At 60.9% G+C, this 21,065-nt stretch carries 21 protein-coding genes and 2 pseudogenes; 9 read left to right on the top strand and 14 right to left on the bottom strand.

The annotated features are described in order from the left end of the window. Positions 1-47: 47 nt before the first annotated feature. Together J0663_RS24005 and J0663_RS24000 are read right to left on the bottom strand one after the other, a co-directional pair. Complete coding sequence (locus J0663_RS24005; RefSeq protein WP_207245428.1) at positions 48-1,475, bottom strand: glycoside hydrolase family 15 protein; 1,428 nt, start codon at positions 1,473-1,475, stop codon at positions 48-50. Positions 1,476-1,725: 250 nt separating this feature from the next. Continuing rightward, on the bottom strand, positions 1,726-2,070 hold the full coding sequence (locus J0663_RS24000; RefSeq protein ID WP_207245427.1) for a helix-turn-helix domain-containing protein: 345 nt from the start codon (positions 2,068-2,070) through the stop codon (positions 1,726-1,728). 163 nt (positions 2,071-2,233) lie between these two features. On the opposite strand from J0663_RS24000, the gene J0663_RS23995 reads away from it, so the two are divergent. Together J0663_RS23995 and J0663_RS23990 are read left to right on the top strand one after the other, a co-directional pair. Continuing rightward, positions 2,234-2,872, top strand: coding sequence for an acyl-homoserine-lactone synthase (locus J0663_RS23995; RefSeq protein ID WP_207245426.1), 639 nt, complete (start codon positions 2,234-2,236; stop codon positions 2,870-2,872). Between the two features lie 139 nt (positions 2,873-3,011). After that, positions 3,012-3,734 carry a helix-turn-helix transcriptional regulator gene (locus tag J0663_RS23990; protein ID WP_207245425.1) on the top strand — a complete coding sequence of 241 codons (723 nt, stop codon included), beginning with the start codon at positions 3,012-3,014 and terminating at the stop codon, positions 3,732-3,734. 12 nt (positions 3,735-3,746) lie between these two features. Here the strand turns inward: J0663_RS23990 and J0663_RS23985 are convergent, their stop codons facing one another. Further along, positions 3,747-4,211 carry an Lrp/AsnC family transcriptional regulator gene (locus tag J0663_RS23985; protein ID WP_207245424.1) on the bottom strand — a complete coding sequence of 155 codons (465 nt, stop codon included), beginning with the start codon at positions 4,209-4,211 and terminating at the stop codon, positions 3,747-3,749. A 125-nt stretch (positions 4,212-4,336) separates the two neighbouring features. On the opposite strand from J0663_RS23985, the gene alr reads away from it, so the two are divergent. From alr to J0663_RS23970, 3 genes are all read left to right on the top strand, one after another. Continuing rightward, on the top strand, positions 4,337-5,470 hold the full coding sequence (gene alr, locus J0663_RS23980; protein WP_207245423.1) for an alanine racemase: 1,134 nt from the start codon (positions 4,337-4,339) through the stop codon (positions 5,468-5,470). A 31-nt stretch (positions 5,471-5,501) separates the two neighbouring features. Beyond that, positions 5,502-6,752 carry a D-amino acid dehydrogenase gene (locus tag J0663_RS23975; protein ID WP_207245422.1) on the top strand — a complete coding sequence of 417 codons (1,251 nt, stop codon included), beginning with the start codon at positions 5,502-5,504 and terminating at the stop codon, positions 6,750-6,752. 79 nt (positions 6,753-6,831) lie between these two features. After that, a complete protein-coding gene (locus tag J0663_RS23970) occupies positions 6,832-7,851 on the top strand; it encodes an AraC family transcriptional regulator (RefSeq protein WP_207245421.1) in 1,020 nt (339 codons plus the stop codon). A gap of 18 nt (positions 7,852-7,869) precedes the next feature. On the opposite strand, the gene aptA is transcribed toward J0663_RS23970, so the two are convergent. After that, positions 7,870-9,204 carry an omega-aminotransferase AptA gene (gene aptA, locus J0663_RS23965; RefSeq protein ID WP_207245420.1) on the bottom strand — a complete coding sequence of 445 codons (1,335 nt, stop codon included), beginning with the start codon at positions 9,202-9,204 and terminating at the stop codon, positions 7,870-7,872. Between the two features lie 141 nt (positions 9,205-9,345). On the opposite strand from aptA, the gene J0663_RS23960 reads away from it, so the two are divergent. Then, complete coding sequence (locus J0663_RS23960; RefSeq protein ID WP_207245419.1) at positions 9,346-9,894, top strand: cupin domain-containing protein; 549 nt, start codon at positions 9,346-9,348, stop codon at positions 9,892-9,894. 102 nt (positions 9,895-9,996) lie between these two features. Here J0663_RS23960 and J0663_RS23955 read toward each other — a convergent pair whose 3' ends face one another. From J0663_RS23955 to J0663_RS23945, 4 genes are all read right to left on the bottom strand, one after another. Continuing rightward, positions 9,997-11,184 carry a hypothetical protein gene (locus J0663_RS23955; RefSeq protein WP_207245418.1) on the bottom strand — a complete coding sequence of 396 codons (1,188 nt, stop codon included), beginning with the start codon at positions 11,182-11,184 and terminating at the stop codon, positions 9,997-9,999. Between the two features lie 286 nt (positions 11,185-11,470). Continuing rightward, positions 11,471-11,659: a DUF5086 domain-containing protein gene (locus tag J0663_RS31645; protein ID WP_259666074.1), complete on the bottom strand. Its 189-nt coding sequence runs from the start codon at positions 11,657-11,659 to the stop codon at positions 11,471-11,473. Further along, a complete protein-coding gene (locus tag J0663_RS23950; protein WP_259666870.1) occupies positions 11,592-11,888 on the bottom strand; it encodes a DUF5086 domain-containing protein in 297 nt (98 codons plus the stop codon). The genes J0663_RS31645 and J0663_RS23950 overlap by 68 nt, the downstream gene beginning before the upstream one ends. 65 nt (positions 11,889-11,953) lie before the next feature. Continuing rightward, the gene (locus J0663_RS23945; protein ID WP_207245417.1) at positions 11,954-12,739 is read right to left on the bottom strand and encodes a pyrroline-5-carboxylate reductase; all 786 of its coding nucleotides are present in this window, start codon (positions 12,737-12,739) and stop codon (positions 11,954-11,956) included. 382 nt (positions 12,740-13,121) lie between these two features. On the opposite strand from J0663_RS23945, the pseudogene J0663_RS31750 reads away from it, so the two are divergent. Further along, positions 13,122-13,211: pseudogene (locus tag J0663_RS31750) on the top strand (GntR family transcriptional regulator); the annotation flags it as partial. A gap of 94 nt (positions 13,212-13,305) precedes the next feature. Further along, a complete protein-coding gene (locus tag J0663_RS23940; RefSeq protein ID WP_207245416.1) occupies positions 13,306-14,145 on the top strand; it encodes a hypothetical protein in 840 nt (279 codons plus the stop codon). Positions 14,146-14,659: 514 nt separating this feature from the next. Here J0663_RS23940 and J0663_RS23935 read toward each other — a convergent pair. From J0663_RS23935 to J0663_RS23920, 4 genes are all read right to left on the bottom strand, one after another. Next, entirely contained in the window at positions 14,660-15,271 is a 612-nt protein-coding gene (locus J0663_RS23935) for a L,D-transpeptidase (protein WP_207245415.1), read from the bottom strand. 434 nt (positions 15,272-15,705) lie between these two features. Next, positions 15,706-16,524 (bottom strand): ABC transporter ATP-binding protein, encoded by an 819-nt coding sequence (locus J0663_RS23930; RefSeq protein ID WP_207245414.1) that lies wholly within the window; start codon positions 16,522-16,524, stop codon positions 15,706-15,708. After that, the gene (locus tag J0663_RS23925) at positions 16,517-17,548 is read right to left on the bottom strand and encodes a FecCD family ABC transporter permease (RefSeq protein ID WP_207245413.1); all 1,032 of its coding nucleotides are present in this window, start codon (positions 17,546-17,548) and stop codon (positions 16,517-16,519) included. Before J0663_RS23925 ends, J0663_RS23930 begins: the two co-directional genes overlap by 8 nt. Beyond that, on the bottom strand, positions 17,545-18,552 hold the full coding sequence (locus J0663_RS23920) for a FecCD family ABC transporter permease (RefSeq protein WP_246590448.1): 1,008 nt from the start codon (positions 18,550-18,552) through the stop codon (positions 17,545-17,547). The genes J0663_RS23925 and J0663_RS23920 overlap by 4 nt, the downstream gene beginning before the upstream one ends. A gap of 94 nt (positions 18,553-18,646) precedes the next feature. Between J0663_RS23920 and J0663_RS23915 the strand changes: the two genes are divergently transcribed. Next, the gene (locus J0663_RS23915; protein WP_246590447.1) at positions 18,647-19,567 is read left to right on the top strand and encodes an ABC transporter substrate-binding protein; all 921 of its coding nucleotides are present in this window, start codon (positions 18,647-18,649) and stop codon (positions 19,565-19,567) included. A gap of 22 nt (positions 19,568-19,589) precedes the next feature. Here the strand turns inward: J0663_RS23915 and J0663_RS23910 are convergent. Together J0663_RS23910 and J0663_RS23905 are read right to left on the bottom strand one after the other, a co-directional pair. Next, positions 19,590-19,883, bottom strand: a pseudogene (locus tag J0663_RS23910) (sigma factor-like helix-turn-helix DNA-binding protein); the annotation flags it as partial. A 25-nt stretch (positions 19,884-19,908) separates the two neighbouring features. Beyond that, positions 19,909-20,934, bottom strand: coding sequence for an aldo/keto reductase (locus tag J0663_RS23905; RefSeq protein WP_207245412.1), 1,026 nt, complete (start codon positions 20,932-20,934; stop codon positions 19,909-19,911). Positions 20,935-21,065: the final 131 nt, after the last annotated feature.

Below are 21,065 nucleotides of genomic sequence, written 5' to 3'. Positions count from 1 at the left end.
GCCGTTCTGGACTCAATCGAGATTTCAGGCCCTAGGGCCTTCCATCGTCATGATTTCGCTCCGCGAGAGTTTCGGGGCTTGGACTTGGCGGCCGGCGCGACGGCGCGGGCTCTGACTGCCGAGAGAAAGGAGGCATAGCTCCAGGTCAGATTCCGGACGCTTTTCTCGTAGCCGACAGTTCCATCGAACTGTTCGCTCAACTCATAGTGATCGCTGTGATAGACGATGGCGCGCAGCATGGCGTCAGACGAAGCCCGCAGGGCAGCCGACGCTTCGGCGGCGCTGCTGGATGCGCCAAGTCCGAGTTCCGCGAAGAAGGGTTCGGAGAACTGATCGAGGGGGATGGCGCCGCTGGCATCGATGGCATTGGCAAGCCGATATTGAAACTCGGCGAAGTTGGCGGTGCACAGAGCCCAGGGATGCCCGCCGACCACTGGAGCTGCCACATCGCCATCGTAATGGTCACCTGGATAGCGCCCGAAGAGTGGTCCGAGCCCTTTGGCCGCGTCGGCGCCATTGACCGGGTAGTAGGTCGAAGACGAAGGATCGGCCCACTGGCGCCGCAAGATGGCCGCCGTTGCCAGAAGCTTGGTATCGGTTGGCTCGATCCCGCCATAGCAGACCGAAGAGACGATATCGATGTTTGCGTCGTAACCGGCTTGCTCGGCGGCATCAAGAATGCTCACGTAGAGCTGCCCGTTCCAGTGGGTTGCCAGCTGGCTTTCCAGCCAGGAGATGGCATCGGCCACCCCGGCAGGCACCGCAACGCCGATCGTGTTTGTGGAGATCTCCCGGAAAAAGCGCAGGTGTACGGCTCTTGTGAAAAACGAATACCCCTCATATTCCTCCCAGAGATTTGTGGTCTTGTTCTGGTAAACTTCGAGAAGATAGGCGAGGTTGGCCTCGACCAATTGTCTGGCGATCGTCTGCGTGGCGCCATCCAGTTGATCGAACAGGGTCAGGATCGCGATCGACTGAATGGCCGGCCCGTCATTCTGCTCCGACCACGGGCGAACCTCGCCGGTGATGGTGAAACAGGCGTGGCCAAGTGTGACGGTCGCGGAGTTCTTGGCATTCGCCTGGCAGAGCGCGGCGAAGTTTACATAGTCGACCAGGCTCGGCAAAACTCCGCCCGGAACGGGCAGCAATCCGGCTAGCGCGATCTCGATTGCCGTAATGGCCCCGTCGCGGACCCAGTTAAAAACGTAATCCTGATCGACACCCGGCGTGTTCGCTGGATAGGAGGGTGCGGCGATGACGCAGCCGGGGGCCGAAAAGACGCCGGGCGATGTGGGATCCTCAATGACATAGCCATCGCTTGTGATGTTGCGCATCATAAGAATGGCAAAATATCGCGACAATGCGACCAGATCGGTCTGCGCGAAGGCGGGCCGCGGTTTGACCATAGGTGCATTGGCGCCGATATCGGCCGGGTTCGCACCCGTCATTGACTGACTCCAAAGCGCAACTGTCATTGACTGACTCCAAAAACGGTTGAGACTTGCCGCAACCGGATCGAGTAAATTTCCGGACCCGGATGAGCGAAATATTGCGGTCGAATGGGCGTTGAGCGTGAACACAAGGTCTCTGCGGAGGGCAGGGTGGCCGGCCGTCTGCCCTCGCTTCAGTTGCACCTTTAACTGGAAAGATCGTCGACGTTTTGTTTCTTGGCAACCTGAAGCTGTTTACTTCCGGTAAAAAAATGTCGGAGAATTGCGCTTCGCTTTATGGGTGCTCCGGCGGGATGGATTCGACCAGCCCAGCGAGATTGGACCGCGTTGCCGCAGACCGATTGCGCAACGCCAGAATCATTTGCAATTCTGCGGGGGAGATCGCGCTGTTCCTATGCCAGTCCATCGTGCCGCGCCCGAGCAGCAGCCAGTCGAGGGAGACATCCAGCAGGTCGGCAAGCGCGCAGGCGCTTTCCAGCGACGTATGACCGCCATTCTGCCAGCGTGAGACAGCGGCGACGGACACGTCTAGTTCGGCCGCCAGGGCGTGAACTTTCCGGAACTTGCCCCGGGATATCGCTTCTCGAATACGTCTGCCGCGTGCCATGTCGTAGGTCATCAAGAATCCCCCCTTCAGTAAATCAAGTGCTTCTGATCGACGAACATCAGAAACTGCTTATGGAAAGGAAAGGCAAAGCCAGGCACCGGTCAACCTGGTGAAATATCCAGATTGCTCCCGCTCGGCCTCCTGATGTGAAACGTCCACATCAGGAGGGACGGATATGTTGCGGATACTCACCAAAGACATGCTCGATACCGATCGACGCGCTTTCGATGAAATGTTTCGGGCTCGCGCCACCGTTTTTCGCGATCGGCTGGGATGGCAGGTCGATGTCCGGGATCAATGGGAGAGGGACCGATACGACGAGGCCGAGGATCCCGTCTACCTCGTCACGCACCACCCTTCCGGCACGCTGACGGGTTCGCTGCGCCTGCTGCCGACCACCGGAGCGACGATGCTTAAAAGCGAGTTCCGGCATTTCTTCGATCAACCCATCGACGTCGATAGCCCAACGACCTGGGAATGTACCCGCTTTTGCCTTCATCCGCATGCCGGGCAAATGGAGCAATCGCGCGCAGTCGCCACGGAGTTGCTCTCAGGGCTTTGCGATCTTGCGCTCGACACCGGTATCGAGAGCATTGTCGGCGTCTATGACGTCGCGATGATTGCCGTGTACCGCAGGATCGGCTGGAGGCCTACGGCGCTTGCCCGATCCCGGCCGGAGATCGGCAAACTATATGTTGGCCTATGGGATGTGACGGCGGAGAATGGTCGGACACTTCGAGCCAACCTGTCCCGCCTTGTGGAGCAAGCCTCTCTCAATCCTGCCGGAGCCCTTCTCTATGGCGGCATGCGGTAAGCGCCGTCGCTGTCGGGATGCTCAGCTTTTAACCTGTTCTTCATATCGCGCAACAGTTGTTGAAAAATATGCTGTTCTCGGTAATCGCGAAATGTTACTATCGCGAGCAGTTTGTAATAACACAACTACGAGTCCACTCATGCTGAGCAGTTCTCGTTTTTTCTACAGTTTGGACCGGATCTCCGCATCGCCCACGATGCGAGATCTGGAAGCAACGCTGGACGAAGTCCGCCACATCTATGCGATATCGCACATGGTTCTGCATGTGACCCGCTCCTCGGGCAATGCCAGCAATCCGCTGTTGATGCTGACCTATCCTCCCGAATGGGTGAAACAATATCTTGAGCGGGACTATTTCAGCATCGATCCCGTCGTGCATCTCGGCCGGCGCGGCTTCCTGCCGGTGGAATGGTTCGCCTCGAAATGGGATTCGGGCCGGGCGCACGGCTTCTTCAAGGAAGCCATGGCCTTCGGCGTCGGCCGGCAGGGTGTGACCCTCCCGGTGCGGGGCCCGCAGGGGGAGCGGTCGCTGTTTACCGTGACCTCCAACCATCCCGACGCCTACTGGCGGCAATTCCGAATGGACAGCATGCGCGACCTACAATATCTCGCCCACCACCTTCACGACAGGGCAATGGTCTTGTCGGGAATGCGTGAGGCTGCGGATGTTCCGCAATTGTCGCGCCGCGAGGTTCAATGCCTTGACATGACAGCCAATGGCCTTCTGGCCAAGCAGATCGGCGCCCGATTGTCGATTTCGCTCAGCGCGGTGCAGCTCTATCTCGCCTCGGCGCGCCGGAAGCTGGCGGTTGCCACGACGAGCGAAGCGGTCGCCAAGGCGGTGGCGCTCGAACTGATATAAGCCTGCCTGGTCTCAGCGTTTGCCTCTGCCGCGCGTCGCCAAGACGTTTCGAATCGAGAAGCTGGAGTGAATCCTGAGGACGCCCGGCAAGGCCGACAATATTTCCTTGTGGATCCGTTCGAATTCGCCGGCATTGGCGACTTCCACGCGCAGCAGATAGTCGGAACCACCCGTCATCAGGAAACATTCGCGGATTTCCGGATGGCGGCGGACGGCGGCCTCGAAACGGTCGAGATAATCCTCCGTCTGCCGCTCGAGAGTGATGTTGATGATAACGGCAATCATCGCATCCGCATTGCTCGTATCGAGAAGCGCCGTATAGCCGCGGATTACGCCGGTCTTTTCCATGATCTTGATGCGTCTCAGGCAGGCCGATGGCGAAAGGCCGATCTCGGCGGCAAGCCTGGCATTGCTCATCCGGGCGTCGAGACGCAGCAGCCTGAGGATGTTGCGATCTGTCGTGTCAAGAGCGGGCATGATCGATAGTTCCAAAATTTCGCCGATCATGCGCATAATATGCAGATGTTGCAATGATCGACAACAAATTGACCGGCAATTTCGCTCATTATTTCATAGATTGGGCTGGGAATAAGAGGGTGAACATGGACAGCGATATTTTGGTCTCCCATGCACGTACTGCCGCGATTACGCAGGGAGCCACGGGCTATCTCAGAATCGATCTTGCCGCACTCGGCCGCAATTATCGGAAGCTCGTGTCGATGCTGGCTCCGGCTCGCGCGGGCGCCGTCGTCAAGGCCGATGCCTACGGCCTCGGTGCGGAACGGGTGGCGAAAGCGCTCTATGGCCAAGGCTGCCGGCATTTCTTCGTTGCTCAATTCGTCGAGGCCGCGAGGCTCCGGCCTGTGCTTGCGCGGGATGCTCAGGTTTTCGTGCTGAACGGCCTGCAGCCGGGCAACGAAATTGCCTGCGCCGAAATGGACATTGTTCCGGTCCTCAATTCGCTCGCCCAGTGGCAGCAATGGTCGGCGGCGGCGCGCGCGCTAAAGCGCTGCCTGCCTGCCGTCCTGCAATTCGACACCGGCATGTCGCGGCTGGGCTTTCCCCCGGAAGAACGGGCGGAACTGGCGACAGCCCTTCGCAACGGTACCAACATCGAAGTCCTGTTCATCATGAGCCACCTGGCTTCGGCAGATGAGACCGAGGGCCAGCAGAATAGTGACCAGTTGGCAGAAATGTCCTGCATCGCCGACGAATTTCCAGGCTTCGATATGTCCTTCGCTAATTCCGGCGGCGTTTTCCTTGGCAAAGCCTATCATGGCGTGCTCGCCCGGCCGGGCATCGCGCTTTACGGCGGCGCTCCGAGCGCCGGCCGGGCGAACCCGATGGAGCCGGTCGTCAGCCTCGATGTTGCCGTCGTGCAGACGCGGACCGTGTCACCGGGCACGAAGATTGGTTACGGCGGTGCGCATGTCGCGCAACGGGAAATGCGTCTCGCCACCATTGGCGCCGGCTATGCCGACGGCCTGCCGCGCTGCCTCAGCGACCGCGGCGCCGTCTATTACGAGGGCACGCGCCTGCCGATCGTCGGCCGCGTTTCGATGGACAGCATCACGGTCGATATATCGGCGCTGCCCGAAGGCGCGCTGACGCTCGGCAGTCTTGTCGAAGTGCTCGGTCCGCATCAGACGCTCGAGGATATTGCGCGGGATGCCGACACCATATCTTATGAAATCCTGACCGGTCTCGGCGATCGGTATCACAGGCAATATCGCTGAGAGCCGGCTGGCTCCCATCCTTGGGGACATCATGAAAGTCATCGTACTGGGTGCCGGCATCGTCGGCGTCACATCCGCCTATCAGCTGGCCAAATCAGGCCATGAGGTTACCGTCGTCGACCGGCAGTCGGCGCCGGCGCTGGAGACGAGCTTTGCCAATGCCGGCGAAGTCTCGTTCGGCTATTGCTCGCCATGGGCAGCGCCCGGCATTCCGATGAAGGCGATGAAATGGCTGTTCATGAAGCATGCGCCGCTCATCTTGCGCCCGAAATTCGACTTGGCCATGCTCTCCTGGATGGCGAGAATGCTGTCCAACTGCACCTCCGAGCGCTACGCGATCAACAAGAGCCGCATGCTGCGTCTTGCCGATTACAGCCGCATCGCGCTTGCCGAGCTCCGCGCCGAAACCGGCATCGCCTATGACGAACGCATGCAGGGAACCCTGCAGCTGTTTCGCACGCAGCAGCAGCTCGATGCTTCGGCTAAGGACGTCAAGGCGCTCGCGGCCGACGGCATTCCCTATGAGGTGCTGGACAGGGATGGCTGCATCCGCGTCGAACCGGCACTGAAGCATGTACGCGACAAGATCGTCGGCGGGCTGCTGACGCCGAAGGACGAGACCGGCGACTGCTTCAAGTTCACCAATGCGCTGGCCGCCAAGGCCGAGGCGCTCGGCGTCCGCTTCGCCTATGGCACGACCATCAAGGCGCTGGACGTCGAAGCGGGCCGCGTGCGCGGGATTATCACCGACCGCGGGCGAATGGATGCGGAGGCTGTGGTGGTCGCGCTCGGAAGCTATTCGCCGCTGCTGCTCAAACCGTTCGGCATCGGCCTGCCGGTCTATCCGGTCAAGGGTTATTCGCTCACCATCCCGATCACCGACGTATCGCGCGCGCCGGAATCGACCGTCATGGACGAAACCTACAAGATCGCGATCACCCGGCTCGGCGACCGCATCCGCGTCGGCGGCATGGCCGAGATATCAGGCTATACCAATGATCTCGGCCTCGCCCGCCGCAGCACGCTCGAACATTCCGTCACCGATCTCTTCCCCGGCGGCGACGTTTCGAAGGCTTCCTTCTGGTCCGGCCTGCGCCCGATGACACCCGATGGCACGCCGGTCATCGGACCGACCAAGATCGCTGGTCTGTTCCTCAATACCGGTCACGGCACGCTCGGCTGGACCATGAGCACCGGTTCGGCCCGGCTGATCGGCGATCTCGTCGGCGGCCGCACGCCCGATATCGACGCCAGGGATCTTGCCGTCAGCCGATACGGCTGACGCGAAATAGACGACAGGCGGATAAGCGATATGGTACAAATCGTTTTTTACTCGCGGGCATCACTGTAGGAGGTCACGAATGTCCGTTAGCCCCGATCGGCATGTCCCAGACAGCGTGGTCCAGTCGTCGGCCGTAGCGAATATGTCGTTTCGGGCAACGGTGCAGAACGGAACCGACGCGGATCAACTCGCGGAAGCACTGTCGACGCCGAGATCCACGATACGGGTTTCGACCGAAGGCACGATGCCGATTGCATATCGCTGCAATTTCATCTCGATGGAAGATGTAAGCGTGGCAGATTGCTCTTATGAAGGCACGATTTTCTGCAAGCGGGAAGGGGTCGCCGATAAACTGGCTATCTTCCTGCCGAAGCAGGGGAAGATGTGGTTCGGTGGCAAGCAAGAGCCGATATATTCGGCACCTGGTCGCGGCGTGATCCTTGAACAGGGCAGCGTTAGTGGAACGGGGATTGTTGGCCCCCGCAGTCATTTCTGCCTTTTCATCGACCGCGGCAAGATCGCCGCGCAGCTCACCCATATGTGCGAGCGGACGATCAGCGGCGATGTCGGCTTCCATACCGACATAGATCTGACGGCCGGTCCGGGATTCGTCTTGCAGCAACTCGTCTCGAACCTCCACAGCGGTCTCAGCGGCAATGGCTTGTTGCAACGCTCGCCTCTGGCCGTCCAATCGCTCTGCGACGCGGCGGTGTACCTGCTTCTGGAGACATGTCCCCATCACTATTCGGAGGAGCTGGCGCGCTCCGCTCCGCTCCCCGCCCCCCGCCATGTGAAATGGGCCATGGATTTCATGCAGGAACACATCTCCGAACCGATCTCCCTCAGCCAAATCGCCATGGCGGCCAGGGTAAGCGTTCGGACTTTGCAGCAGGGCTTCCGTCAGTTCAGGAACACCACTCCGATCGCATATCTGCATGATATCAGGATGATTGCCGCCCATCGCGAGCTGCTGGAATCAGACGGGACCCAGGCCATCGCCGAAATCGCGGGGAGATGGGGGTTCACCCATCTCGGGCGATTTGCAGCCGACTACAGGAAGCGCTTCGGCCAGTTGCCGTCGCAGACCGTGAAGCGCTAGTCTAGTGTTGTTGGCAGACTATGCTGCGCGCTTAAGCGCATCGGCGATTGTCGAGACGATCGTGTCGATCTGGTCTTTCTCGATGATCAGCGGTGGTGAGAGCGCAATGATATCACCGGTCACGCGGATCAGCAGGCCCTTCTTGAAGCAATCGACGAAGACGTCGTAGGCGCGGGTTCCCGGTGCCCCGTCACGCGGGGCGAGTTCGACTGCGCCGACCAGTCCGAGATTGCGGATGTCGATGACGCCAGGCAGTCCCTTCAGCGAGTGGAGGCTGTCCTGCCAGTATTCCGCCAGACCGGATGCTCGCGTCAGCAGCCCTTCTTCCTCGTAGATTTCGAGGGTTGCGAGCCCGGCGGCGCAGGCGACCGGATGGCCGGAATAGGTGTAACCGTGGAAGAGTTCGATCGTATTTTCCGGTCCGACCATCAGTCCGTCATAGATCTTGCGGCTGGCAAAGACCGCGCCCATGGGAATGGCGCCGTTGGTGAGGCCCTTCGCCGTGGTGACCAGGTCAGGCACGACGCCGAAATAGTCCACCGCGAAAGGCGTGCCGAGGCGACCGAAGCCGGTGATAACCTCGTCGAAGATCAGCAGGATACCGTGCTTGTCGGCTATCGCGCGCAGCGTCTCCAGATAACCTTTCGGAGGCAGGACAACGCCCGCCGATCCCGACATCGGCTCGACGATGACGGCTGCGATGGTTTCGGCGCCGTGCAACTGCACGAGGCGCTCGAGGTCGTCAGCCAGTTCGATACCGTGCGCGGGAAGCCCCTTCGAAAACGCGTTGCGCCCGATATCGAGCGTATGGCGCATGTGGTCGGCCGGTATCTGCGGGAAGACCCGCCGATTGTTGACGAGGCCGCCAACGGAAATGCCGCCGAAGCCGACCCCGTGATAGCCCTTTTCGCGGCCGATGATGCGCGTGCGCGTGCCCTGGCCGATTGCGCGCTGGTAGGCGATGGCGATCTTCAGGGCCGTATCGACCGATTCCGAACCCGAGCCGGTGAAGAAGACCCTGTCGAGCTTGCCGTCAGGGCCGCCCGGCGCGGTTGCGGCGAGCTTCGCGGCGAAGTCGAAGGCAATCGGATGTCCCATCTGGAAGGTCGGCGCGTAGTCGAGAGTGGCAAGCTGCCGCTCGACCGCCTGGGCGATCTTCCTGCGGCCGTGTCCGGCATTGCAGCACCAAAGACCGGCCGTGCCGTCCAGCACCCGGTTTCCGTCGACGTCGGTGTAGTACATTCCTTCCGCAGCGGCCAGAAGACGCGGGGTGGCTTTGAACTGCCGGTTCGAAGTGAACGGCATCCAGAAATTCTCGAGTACGGGTGCGTTCGTCTTGTTCAACTGATCCATCCTGGCCTCCTTTGGGACAGGCCGAGAATGGTGATTTCTCCATCGCAAACAAGTCCTTTTCTTTGTTGATGCAACATATTGAATCATAATGGATCGCCGGATAGGTTTTAGCTATCCTGGACAACGCAAACGGACCCCATCATGTCAGTCGACATCGGCAGCCGCCTTCGCCATCTCCGTATCGCCCACAAGCTTTCCCAGCGTGAGCTCGCCAAGCGCACCGGGGTGCCGAACTCGACGATTTCGCTGATCGAGTCGAACGCCTCAAATCCATCGGTCGGAGCCTTGAAGCGAATTCTTGACGGCATTCCAATCGGGCTGGCGGAATTCTTCGCTTTCGAACCCGAGCGTCCGAGGAAGGCCTTCTACGCCGCCGAGGACCTCGTGGAGATCGGCAAGGGTGCCATTTCCTACAAGCAAGTTGGCGAAACCCTGTTCGGGCGCAGCCTGCAGATGCTCAAGGAGTGCTACCAGCCGGGTGCCGATACCGGAAAAATTCCGCTTGTCCATGAGGGGGAGGAGGGCGGGATCGTGCTCTCGGGAAGGCTTGAGGTCACGGTCGACGACGAACGGCGCGTCCTCGGGGCAGGTGACGCCTATTATTTCGAAAGCCGGCGCCCGCACCGGTTCCGCTGCGTTGGCCCGGTGCCCTGCGAGGTCATCAGCGCCTGCACACCCCCTACTTTTTAGGGGGATTGGGCAAAGTGTGCAGCGGGTTTGAAAAAACGTCCGGCGGCGGATCGGCAAACGATCCGCCGCCGGAAGTTGGCCATTCTGAAATGGATCTCGACCTTAATCGTTCGCCGATACCTTGACGCCGAGGACCGAAGGAACGGTGTTCGGCGCGCCCATGGCGGCACCCACGATCATCGGAACGGGAACTGGTTTTCCCGGAGCGGCGCTGATCGTCAGGCTCTTCGGCCCATCAAGATAGGTGCTGACGGCAGCCGACACCTGGTTTTGCAGCTCCGGCATATTGAGCTGCGCCATCATGATCGGCACCAGCGCTTTCAGCGATTGCGCCAGCTCTTCGCCGGTCACGCCCTGCTTCGAACCGGCATAATCGAGCGCCTTCTTCGTGATCGAGGCGTCGTCGAAGCGGATCGAGGCGCTGTTGAACGTCAGCTGCTGCATCAGTCCCATCATCGCAAGTCCCGCAGCTTGATTGGCCTCTTCCTTGTTCGGATTGGCCTCGGCAGTTTTCACTGCCTCCTGCAGCGATTTGATGAAGGCGAGTGTATAACCGGAGAAATCGATGGCGAAGTTCAGCCGGCCGACATTCTTGAAATCGAAAGCATATTCGTCGAGGGCAACCTTACCGCTTTCGACTTCCCAGCTTCCCTTCATCGTCACGGTGCCGTCCAACGTCGTCAGGCCCAGCTTCTCGATGGCCTCCTTCGCAGCCGCTTCCTCGACCTGCGACAAGTCGGCCTTGAAGCCGGCGACATTGGCGTCGTAAGTGAAACCGCCCTCCCGGCGCCCCATATTTGCTTCGACGCCTTCGATCGCAACCACGTCCTTGCCCTTGATGTTGAGAGCGATCGGCCCGGTGCTGGCGGTCTCATAGAGGAGGATGTCGTCCAGCGTCTCGCCGGTCGGATTGGCAGGAATTGTCAGGCCGGTGAACAGAATGTCCTTGACGGAAAAGTGCCCTCCCTCCTGGCTGATGTCGACATCCTGAAAGGAAAGGGTCTTGGCGTAGTAGCCGCCGCTTTCCCTTTCCTCAACGCCCTCGAAGGTGAGGTCGCCGATCTTCAACGTGTCGCCGGGCAGGTTCGCATATCCTACCTGGACGCCTGTCGCCGTCACCGTGTCGCCGTCGACTTCGGCCTTTTCGAAGGTGATGACCGTGCCGCCGGCGCCGGTCGCGGCGCTGAGCTTCTTCATCATATCCGTGCCGTCGAGGGCAGATGCCGGGCCGGCCAGTGTCAGGAACGCGGTGCTTGCCATCATCAGGGGCAGGTTGCGCATGGACTTCATGGAGATATCCTCGTGTGGAAAGTGGATGCGATGGAAATGCATGGAACAGGGTCCGCTCCGCTCTCGGCTTGGAAAGCGGGCAGGACATCGCAAGTTCAGGTGATCAGCTAATTAGGGGTGACGAAATCGGGATCAGCCGGCAGAGGCAGGCTGGAGAAAGGCGGCCATCCTGCCGACTGGGCGATAAGATTTTCTCTAGCAAGAGTAGTTCTTCGACTCATTGCTAGACCTAAATTGTATTTCTTCGATTCTTGCAACCCTCGAATTTCGGGATAGCGTCGCGCGATCAGTCGCTTTTGCCGACGACCCCGACGCATTCGAGAATTGTCGTGCGGCAAACCCCGGCCTCCCTCTGCGCGTGAGGCCGTGTGCGCCAGTTCTGGTAGGCGATCCGGAATTCGATATCCTTATAGAAATAGGTTGGCCTTGTGCCTCTGGCGGCTCCGTTCCAACGCTGCCACCGTGACGACGACATGGGTGGCAAGCCGTTTGAATTGCCATGGCGGTGTGCGTCGCTCCTTCTCGATCACCTCGACATGGTAATAAGGAGCGTGTTCGGCGGGATCGGGAACTTTGCAGACGGTGGCCCAGCGAACGGTTCTCGGTGAGGCGGAGAGAATGATGGTGGAAACGGTCGAGCGTTCCGCCGCTGCGGCAGGCGCCGAGACCGCGGCGCCTGAGATGATTGCGGCTGTGAGAAGCATGGCTGCAGGGGCTACTTGTACCCATGAGCGCGATCTCAGGGTTTTTTGCTTCGGGTCCACGCGCTTCAGTTCGTCCGGCCCTCGATGCGGGCAAGCACGCCGTCGAGCGCGGCGGCCAGCGCGGCTATGCCGCCCTTGCTCTCGAAGTCGGACAGAACCTGCTCGTTCAATCCGCCCTTGGTCGCGAATTCGCGGCTCAGCGTGCTGAACGGCTCGGCGCTGGGGCCGCTCGCCTTCTGCGCCAGGCTTGCAAAGAGCGGGGCGATGTAGGCATGGCCTTTCGCTCTTTCGAGGCCGTTCTTTTCCAGCCAGCCGGCGAGCGTCTCCATGATCCCGAAATAAGTCGACATCATTGAACTCGCGGCTGCGAGAAGGTCGTATTCCTTCCTCGACTGGCATTGGACGGCCGTTCCAAGCGTGTCGAACAGCGTTGCGACCGTGTCGTCCGGCGGAAAGATGGCGGTTACGCCTTGGCGAGTTGCGACGAAGGGCAGGGGAATCGCCTGGACCAGATGCACGTCGGTGCCGATCCAGTCGATGAGAGCCTGGCGCTCCGTCGCCGCGACGACACTGACGATGGTCTGTCCGGCTTTGAATGAAAGCTCACGCACGACCTCCTCGGCGACCTGCGGCCGTATCGCCAGGAACACAATGTCGCTGCGATCGACGACCTCCTGATTGTCCCTGGCAATTCTGACAGTGGCGAATTCGCCCGCCAGCGTCTCCGCAATGTGAGCGCTTCGGGGAGAGACGTGAATCTCGCTGGCATAGGCCGGGGCGGTGAGAAGCCCGCGAACCATTGCCTCGGTGATGACGCCGGTTCCGACGAATCCGATGCTCTTGACGTTCACCTGATTACTCCGCAGCTTTGAGCGGCCCTAGCGCGATGTCGAGGGCTCGGACGTATTTGCCTCGATGGGCGACAATCGTGCTCCGGTTCGAGCGTTTCACGATTTGAGACCCAGGTCCCATTCTCTCCGAGCTGGCTCCATAGGGCCAGAAAAACAGCTTGTCGGCAATGTAATTTTCGTCTGGTTTTGCGACAATGCTGATCATGGCAGTTGGCGGAATGAGTACCAGGTGGAGCTCCTATGAGGCGGTCGACCTGGGCAAGCAAGCGCTCGTGCATTTCAGGCAACATCGCTGTGGCACATCGTCTACGGGCGGGCCGGCTTGAGGAAAGAAGTCGTCTACGATATCCCAAGCACGATCTTGTCATGAGGAGCTTGGGAAGTGCCATTCAACACCGCACAGGTGACCGATCTCGGGAAGGCGTCCACGGCCTCGGATATAATCCTGAAATTTATCCGTGATTCGGTCGCGGCGCTCGCCTGCGGCGATGATCTCGCTTTCGTTTTACGCGGCATATGTTTACAAGCGAAAGCTGTAAACATATGACCGAACGGAGGCATCGATCTTGCGTATTCTGCGTCGTGCGCTGCTGGGGTCCCTATGGGCCATGATCGGCTGGAAACCGTCTTTCGCTGCGCAAGTCAGCCCGGAAACGATGACCCAGGAGGAGGCGTCGTCGGTGACGCCCCGGCATGTCCTGTGTTTTCTCGGGAGGGATCGCGACCTCAGCCGCTTGTCCGAAGCGGCGGGCAAAGCGATTCATGATTTCGCCACCGGATTCAGTATCGATGAGGATTATTCGCAGGCGGAGCCGGATGACCGTATGAGCCGGTCATTCGATGTCTGCTGGGATCGAGTCGAACCCGACGCGTGGAGCGAGACGGACGAGAAAGCCGTCGCCGCGCATCAGTCCGTCCTCTATATCCTCGGGCCGAGCATGGCGCAGGCAGAAACCGTGAAGGTATCGATGACGGCGCTGCGTCTCGTCGAGCGGCTGATCGAGGCGGGAGCCGTGGCCGTCAAGGGTGAAAGCGCCGGCATCGCGCATGGGCTCGATCGATGGAGAGCGCTGATCCGCCAGGGAGCCGAAGCGCAGAAGGCCGGCGATCCGTTCGCTGAGCAGCGCATCGGCCGCCTGGCTTTTGCGAAGCGGCCGCTCTCGGCGCGCGGATATCTGGAAAGCGTCGGCTTCCATCTTGTGGGGCTGCCGGAGGTCTACGTGCCGGAGACGGCCGGCAGCGAAAGGCAGGTCGTCGCCATCATGGACGCGGTTGCCGACGAGATCGGCAAACAGGGTCTCGATCCGACGCTGAAAGCGCGCGGCGCAAGCCTCACCTTCGATTCCACCTACGAAGTGGACGAGTTCAAGTTCAATCCCTACGGCGTCCTCAAGCTCGCCGGCTGAGCCTCGCTTCGCTCAGTAAAGGCTGTAGTGATAGTCGTAGTTGCGCAGCCAGAGCCGGGGCTTCTTCGGCCCGTCGAAATTGAGCCGCAACTCGCTGGAATGCGTTTGGTGAGTGCGGCCTCGGCACTCCGGGGCGCCAGAAAGGACCGTCGCTGCAGCGTCTCGCCCATATACCTATCGCTCAGTCGTTCTGCTGTTCCAAGGTCTTGGCAAGCTCTTCATAATGGGGAGCCGATCCACATTCTTCTCGGCTGCATGTTTGGCGCCGACCAGCCGCCCCGCTTCGGCCGCGATACGAAAGGCGTCTATCCTGTACTGCGGGTCGGGATCGGCTTGTCCGTCGATGTCGCCGCCGCTGAAACGCGTGCGCATTTCTGACGATCAATCAGGCTCATTCTTTGCCGATCCGGTAAATCGCCAAGCTCTGGAGATGCTGCGGAACGGAACGACGACGCGAGAGGCCGCCAATATGGCTGGCAAGGAACGTCCAGGGCTGCAATCGCACCCCGTCCGATCACCGCTGGACGATCACCCGGGTTCCCGGCTGGACCATATCGTAAAGCTCCTCGACGTCCTCGCGGTACATCCGAAAGCATCCGCTCGATGCATTGGTGCCGATGGAGGAGGGATCGTTGGTTCCGTGGATACGGAGTAGTCCGTCGGCAAGGTAGATTGCGCGGGTTCCAAGCGGATTTGCGGGGCCGGGTTTCACAACTTCCGGGAGCCTTGGGTTCTTCTGGCGCATGCTGGCTGTCGGCCGCCACTCGGGATGCTCGCGCTTCGACACCACGCGCGTCGTGCCGTACCATTGTTTTCCTTCACGGCCGACAGCGATGGGGTAAGCGAACTGCTCGCCCCATGACGTCGTGTAGATAAGCGTATGTTCGCGCGTAGCGATGATGATGGTTCCTCTCGCGCTTCGTGCTGGCGGCTCCCGACGCTCCTGTAAAGGGGGCCGATATCGAGGCGCTGGCTCGTAGTAGTCGGGAGGTGGATACGGGGCATATGGCTCATCATAGCTGTATCCATCGAATTCACCGTATCCATCATAAGGCTCGTAAACTTGGGCTTGAGCCTGGAAGACCGTTACCAAAAGGGCCGCAGCAAGGAGAACCAACAATCTCATTCAATGCATCCGCTTGTTATCCAAGCATGACTGGGCCGAACTCTATGGCGGCACTATGGCAGGTTCGGTCTGCATTCTGGCGGTTATCTTGACGGTCCTGCAGTCGCCGGTTGCGCTGTCCGAATGTCGCAGCTTTATCCGCTTGTCGCAGCAAAGCCGCAAAGGGGAGCTGCGATGCCGGACAAAGTGGCTTCTTATTAAGGATATTGCGACGTTTACTGCCCGACAAGCAAGGCGCAACAAACCGCTCTTGCGAATCGCAGGCCGCAGGTGCGCCGCCCGGCGATTCCGAAACCAAGCACATGCTTGGGGCGCGTGCCCGAATCCGGAAGGTCCTGGCCCACTTCGATTGAACGGCGAGCTACGCCAATTGATCGTCGAAAGTTGATACCGGAGCGGATCGCCGGCGGATATTCACCGGTCCCGCCGCTTGCTTAGGCAAGCGATTTCTCCGCCAGGCGAAGCGGAATGCAAAGCGGCCGGCCATGGACGGGATCGGTAATGATCCTCACCTGCACGCCGAAAACCTCGGCGACCCTCTCTTCGGTGACGAGGTCGGCCGGTGCGCCGGTGGCGACGATTTTGCCGCCCCTTAGGAACACGAGTCTATCGCCGTAGCGCGCCGCGAGATTGAGATCGTGCAGGACGAGCACGACCGTTCTGCCGAATTGTTCCTTGAGGCGATAGACCAGTTCCAGGCATTCGAGCTGGTGGGCGAGGTCGAGATGATTGACCGGCTCGTCCAGGCAGATGATGTCGGTCTCCTGCGCCAGCACCATCGCAATCCAGGCGCGCTGCAATTGCCCTCCCGAAAGAGAGCCGAGCCTGCGGTCTCGCAAATGGCCGACACCGGTGCCGGCCATCGCCTGCTCGATCGCTTCCGCATCGCCGGCGCTCCAGGGCTGCAGCAGCGTCTGGTGCGGATAACGCCCGAGGCGCACGAGTTCCTGCACCGTCATGTCTTCAGGGGCGGAAGGGCTCTGGGTCAGCAGTCCGATTTTCCTGGCGAGCGCTTTTTCGCCGAGACTGTGAAGGTTCAGCTCCTCGAGGAGGATATGGCCCTTGCTCGGCTTGTGCAGCCTTCGAATGGCTCTCAGCAGGGTGGATTTGCCGCAGCCGTTTGCGCCGGCAAGCACGGTGATCTTACCTCTGGGGATGGCGAGCGACAGGGAATGGAGGACGTTGAGCTTGCCGTAATCGAGGCTGAGTTCCTCGATCGATATCACGTTGTCGATGGCGGCGGCCTCAGTCATGGTCCTGGTTTCTCATCAGAAGATAGAGGAAGTAGGGAGCGCCGATGACGGCCGGAACCGTTCCGGCGGGCACTTCGGTCGGCGAAAAAAGCACTCGGACCAGGAGGTCCGCGCCGACCAGCATCGCGGCGCCGATGAAGAAGCTGCCGACCAGGCCGAAATGGACGGTCCGCCCGATCAGCCGGCGCGCGAGATGCGGCGCCATCAGGCCGATGAAGCCGACACCGCCGACGAAAGCAGCCGAAAGCGCGGTAATGGCCGCGGCCAGAACGAAGATCTGGATGCGGAAGCGCGGCAGATCGAGGCCGACGCTTCTCGCCGATATCTCGTCGAGATCGGCCGGCGGCAGTCTGCGCGCCACGATCAGCACGATGAGCCCGAGCGGAAGCATGCCGATAGCGGTGATGCGGATTTCGTTCCAGTTTATCTCGTTGACCGCGCCGGCGATCCAGCGGGCGGCCTGCCCCGCCTGATAGACCGGACCGACCAGCATGGCGATGACCGTCAGCGATTTCAAAACGGCGGCGACGGCGGTGCCGAAGAGAAGCAGGCGGATCGCCGACGCCGCCTGCCGACCGGCGAAGGCGAAGACGACGAAGATTGCAGCGATCGATCCGGCAACGGCGGCGACCGGCTGATAGGCGACCGACGTGACGAGAGCGTTGGATTCGTTGGAGAGTGCGGCGAGGAAACAGACGACCGCGAGCGCGGCACCATCGACGACGCCGAGTATGCCTGGTGAAGCGAGATCATTGCGGGTCACGCGCTGCAGAAGATATCCGGCGACCGCAAAGCCGCCTCCCGCGAGAGCCGCGATCACGACGCGGGGTAGGCGGAACTGCAGGATGATGACCGTCTTGCCGCGTATATCAGCGCCGAGAAGCACATCCCACACCTGGGCGAGCGGGATCCAGGTGGAGCCGAATGCGATCCCCGTCAAGGCGAGAGCCATGAAGAGGAGGATGATTCCCGCCAGCGTCAGCGGCGCTCTGGAGACGGCGGACGAACCTGCGGAAGACGTCATGCCGCTCTCCGCTTCAGCAGGACGAGCAGAACCACGCCGCCGATGGTCGAGGTGATCGCGCCGACAGGCGCTTCGGCGGGGTAGATGATGAACCGCGCGAGAATGTCGGCTGCGGTGGCGTAGATCGCGCCGATCAGCGCCGAGGTGACGATGAGCCGGCGATGGCTCAAGCCCACGAAGCGCCTGGCCACATGCGGCACGACGAAACCGACGAAACCGACCGGACCCGCCATGCAGACGCTGGCGCCGGTTAGCAGCGAGATGGTGACGAATCCGGCCCAGCGGATCACCGCGAGCGGCACGCCGAGGTTTGCCGCCGTCGTATCGTCGGCCTGCAGCGCATCGAGCGGCTGCGCGAGCATCCACGCGACCGCAAGGCCCACCAGCACCACCGGAGCGCCGCCGAGGGCAAATGCGATCGGGCGGTCGGCGAAGGAGCCCGTCAGCCAGAAGAGCAGTTCCTTGAGCTGGGCCTCATTGGTGGTCAGGATGATCTGGACGATCGAATAGCCGAGGCCGCCGACGGTGACGCCGACCAGCACGATCCGGATGGGCGAGAAGCCGCCGGAACTGGCGGCAATGCCGAAGACGAGCAGGCTGGTCGCAAGCGCGCCTGAAATGGCCGCCACGGACATTCCGGCGATCGAACCGACCCCGAACCAGACGCTCGAAGCGACCACTGCGAGTGCCGCGCCGCCATTGATGCCGAGCGTATCGGGGGAAGCGATGCGGTTGCGCGCCAGCGTCTGGGTCAAGACGCCGGCGACACCGAGAGCAGCGCCCACCAACGGCGCGAGAAGGGCGCGGGGGATGCGCAGCGTGGTGATGACGACGGCACTTTCCGAGCCGTCGAAGGAAAAGATCGCGTGCCACATCGCTGCCGGCGAATATTGCCGGTAGCCCAGCGCCACGCTCGCGACGACGACAACCGCCAGCATCGCCCACAAGGCGATCGTCAGCGATATCACGGGACGGGAAGAGGGGGAGATGGCAATCGGGCGCACGGTTTCAGCTTGACTTTAAGTGGATAATGCATCTCATCTTTATGGCCCGACCGATTGGTCGGAAAATCATTCGATTGTCAAGTTCGAGGCGTCTGTGCGTACGAAATCCATCCTGCTCGCGGTGTTCGCGGTCCTCCTGTCCTTCATCGCCGTCGGTGCCGCAAGCGCGCGCGAAGTCACCCACGCCATGGGCGTGACCGAAGTGCCGGATGCGCCGAAGAGGATCGTCGTCCTGACCAATGAAGGGACCGAAGCGCTGCTTTCGATCGGCATCACGCCTGTCGGCGCCGTGCGGTCCTGGCTGGGCAAGCCCTGGTACGATCATATCGCAAGGCAGATGGACGGCGTGACGGTCGTCGGCGACGAGTCGGCCGTCAACCTCGAACTGATCGCCTCGCTCGAGCCCGATCTCATTCTCGGCACCAAGTTCCGGCAGGAGAAGATCTATTCCCAGCTGTCGGCCATCGCGCCGACGGTCCTTTCCGAGCGGATCAGAAGCGATTGGAAGGGCAATATGAAGCTCTACGCCACGGCCGTCGGCAAGCTGCCGGAGGCCGATGCCGCCTTCAAGGCCTATGACGACCGCGTCGCGGCGATCAGCAAGGCGCTGGGCGACAAGAAAGCGGAGAAGATTTCGCTGGTGCGCTTCATGCCCGGGCGCACCCGGATCCTGCTGAAGGATACCTTTGCCGGCAACATACTGAGCCAAGTCGGTTTTAGCAGGCCGGCAAATCAGGACCGGATGGAATTTGCCGACGAGGTGACGAAGGAGCGCACGCCCGAATTCGATGGCGACCGGCTGTTCTACCTGGTCTACGACACCGGCGACGGCGAGACGGCTGCTGCCGCCGCCGATTGGACCTCCGATCCGCTCTGGAAGAACCTCGCCGTCGTCAAGGCAGGCAAGGTCGAGGCCGTCAGCGACGCCGTCTGGAATACCGCCGGCGGCATTATCGCGGCAAACCTGATGCTTGACGATATCGAGAAGATATACGGCCTGCCTGCCTCGCGGTGAGGCGTGGAATAAGCCGGTGTGATCACGGTGTCCGGCGAAGGGCTGCGACGATGCGGTCGCCCATGGAGGCGCAACGGGCGCCATCGAAGGGAAACAGGGCGGACAATGCGCCGGAGAGCTGTTTCTCGATCGACTGGCGCATCATCTTCCGCGCCCGGTGCAGCCGTGTCTTGGCGGTCTCGGCTTTGATGCCGAGATAAGATGCGGCCTCCTTTGTGCTCATGCCTTCGACATCGCGCAGCACGAAGACGGCGCGGAACTCGTCCGGAAGTCCGACAACAGCCTGTTCGAGAAGATGCCGCGCCTGGCTTCGCGATTGCGGGACGGCCTCAAAAATCCGATTATTCACCGACCGGCGCATCACCTCGCATCAAGCCAAGCGATTTCAGGTCCTCCCACAGTTCGAAGGGGATGTGTCGTTTCCGCGCGCGATCGTTTGACGCCACCTGATCGATCGACTGACCACCTGGGATGACGGAAACGATAGCCGGATGGAAGAACGGAAAGTTGAGAGCCGCATCTGGGAGAGCGACATTGTATTTCAGGCAGACTTGCTCGATGCGCCGGACTTTGTCGAGGATGTGTGACGGGGCGTCAGAGTAATTATATTGCGCGCCGGCAATCGGGCCTGTTGCCAGGATGCCGGAATTATATGGCCCGCCGAGCACGATGCCGATATTGCGGGCCACGCACATCGGAAGAAAGGATTCCAACGCTTCCTGCTCCAGCAGAGTATAGCGCCCGGCAAGCAGAAACAGATCGAAGTCGCCACGCTCGGCAAGCGTCTGACACATCTCCCACTCGTTTATTCCGCCACCGATGGCCTTCACGACTCCCTGGTCGCGCAGCGCGGTCATTGCCTGATACCCACCGTTCATGAATTGCTCGACGTAATGGTCGCAGGCCGCCTGGGTGCCGTGATTGAAGACATCGAGATCGTGCACGAACAGAATATCGAAGCTGTCGAGTCCGGTACGCTCGAAAGACGCTTCGAAAGACCGCATGACTCCATCGTAGCTGTAGTCGAAAACCTCTCGGCGACTGGGAGTATCGAAGAATTTGCCGATGCCGGTCCGTTCTTCGGGTCGGCAGACCTGCAGGATCCGGCCGACTTTTGTCGACACTACGAAGTCGTCCCGTTGTTTCGCTGCAAGGAAGCGGCCGACCCGCCTTTCGGCGAGTCCAAGTCCATAGAGCGGTGCGGTGTCGAAGTAACGGATGCCGCACCGCCAAGCGGCATCCAACACCATTGCCGCCTCCTCATCGGTTATCGCTCGATAGAGATTGCCCAGCGGCGCGGTGCCGAATCCCAGTTCGGTAAAGGTAAGCCCGCCATCTCCCCTGCGATCCCAGTGTCGCGTCTTCATGTCAGGTGTCTGCATCCATGTTGGCTTGCCACTCGTGCTCGACGCTGCATTCTATCCAATCCGCTTCTGAAGTGGAATCGAACCCGAGATTGGAACCTCGGTCCGCTATGGCCCCGACAAGGGACTTGCGT

It is taken from the genome of Rhizobium lentis, from assembly GCF_017352135.1.
GTDB classification, from domain to species: Bacteria; Pseudomonadota; Alphaproteobacteria; order Rhizobiales; family Rhizobiaceae; genus Rhizobium; species Rhizobium lentis.
This window is presented reverse-complemented; position numbering and strand designations above follow the sequence as displayed.

Bases quoted from the DNA above. Each gene is read 5' to 3' on its own strand.
- J0663_RS24005 (WP_207245428.1), bottom strand. From the start codon at position 1,475: ATGACAGTTGCGCTTTGGAGTCAGTCAATGACGGGTGCGAACCCGGCC.
- J0663_RS24000 (WP_207245427.1), bottom strand. From the start codon at position 2,070: ATGACCTACGACATGGCACGCGGCAGACGTATTCGAGAAGCGATATCC.
- J0663_RS23995 (WP_207245426.1), top strand. From the start codon at position 2,234: ATGTTGCGGATACTCACCAAAGACATGCTCGATACCGATCGACGCGCT.
- J0663_RS23990 (WP_207245425.1), top strand. From the start codon at position 3,012: ATGCTGAGCAGTTCTCGTTTTTTCTACAGTTTGGACCGGATCTCCGCA.
- J0663_RS23985 (WP_207245424.1), bottom strand. From the start codon at position 4,211: ATGCCCGCTCTTGACACGACAGATCGCAACATCCTCAGGCTGCTGCGT.
- alr (WP_207245423.1), top strand. From the start codon at position 4,337: ATGGACAGCGATATTTTGGTCTCCCATGCACGTACTGCCGCGATTACG.
- J0663_RS23975 (WP_207245422.1), top strand. From the start codon at position 5,502: ATGAAAGTCATCGTACTGGGTGCCGGCATCGTCGGCGTCACATCCGCC.
- J0663_RS23970 (WP_207245421.1), top strand. From the start codon at position 6,832: ATGTCCGTTAGCCCCGATCGGCATGTCCCAGACAGCGTGGTCCAGTCG.
- aptA (WP_207245420.1), bottom strand. From the start codon at position 9,204: ATGGATCAGTTGAACAAGACGAACGCACCCGTACTCGAGAATTTCTGG.
- J0663_RS23960 (WP_207245419.1), top strand. From the start codon at position 9,346: ATGTCAGTCGACATCGGCAGCCGCCTTCGCCATCTCCGTATCGCCCAC.
- J0663_RS23955 (WP_207245418.1), bottom strand. From the start codon at position 11,184: ATGAAGTCCATGCGCAACCTGCCCCTGATGATGGCAAGCACCGCGTTC.
- J0663_RS31645 (WP_259666074.1), bottom strand. From the start codon at position 11,659: ATGTCGTCGTCACGGTGGCAGCGTTGGAACGGAGCCGCCAGAGGCACA.
- J0663_RS23950 (WP_259666870.1), bottom strand. From the start codon at position 11,888: ATGCTTCTCACAGCCGCAATCATCTCAGGCGCCGCGGTCTCGGCGCCT.
- J0663_RS23935 (WP_207245415.1), bottom strand. From the start codon at position 15,271: ATGAGATTGTTGGTTCTCCTTGCTGCGGCCCTTTTGGTAACGGTCTTC.
- J0663_RS23930 (WP_207245414.1), bottom strand. From the start codon at position 16,524: ATGACTGAGGCCGCCGCCATCGACAACGTGATATCGATCGAGGAACTC.
- J0663_RS23925 (WP_207245413.1), bottom strand. From the start codon at position 17,548: ATGACGTCTTCCGCAGGTTCGTCCGCCGTCTCCAGAGCGCCGCTGACG.
- J0663_RS23905 (WP_207245412.1), bottom strand. From the start codon at position 20,934: ATGAAGACGCGACACTGGGATCGCAGGGGAGATGGCGGGCTTACCTTT.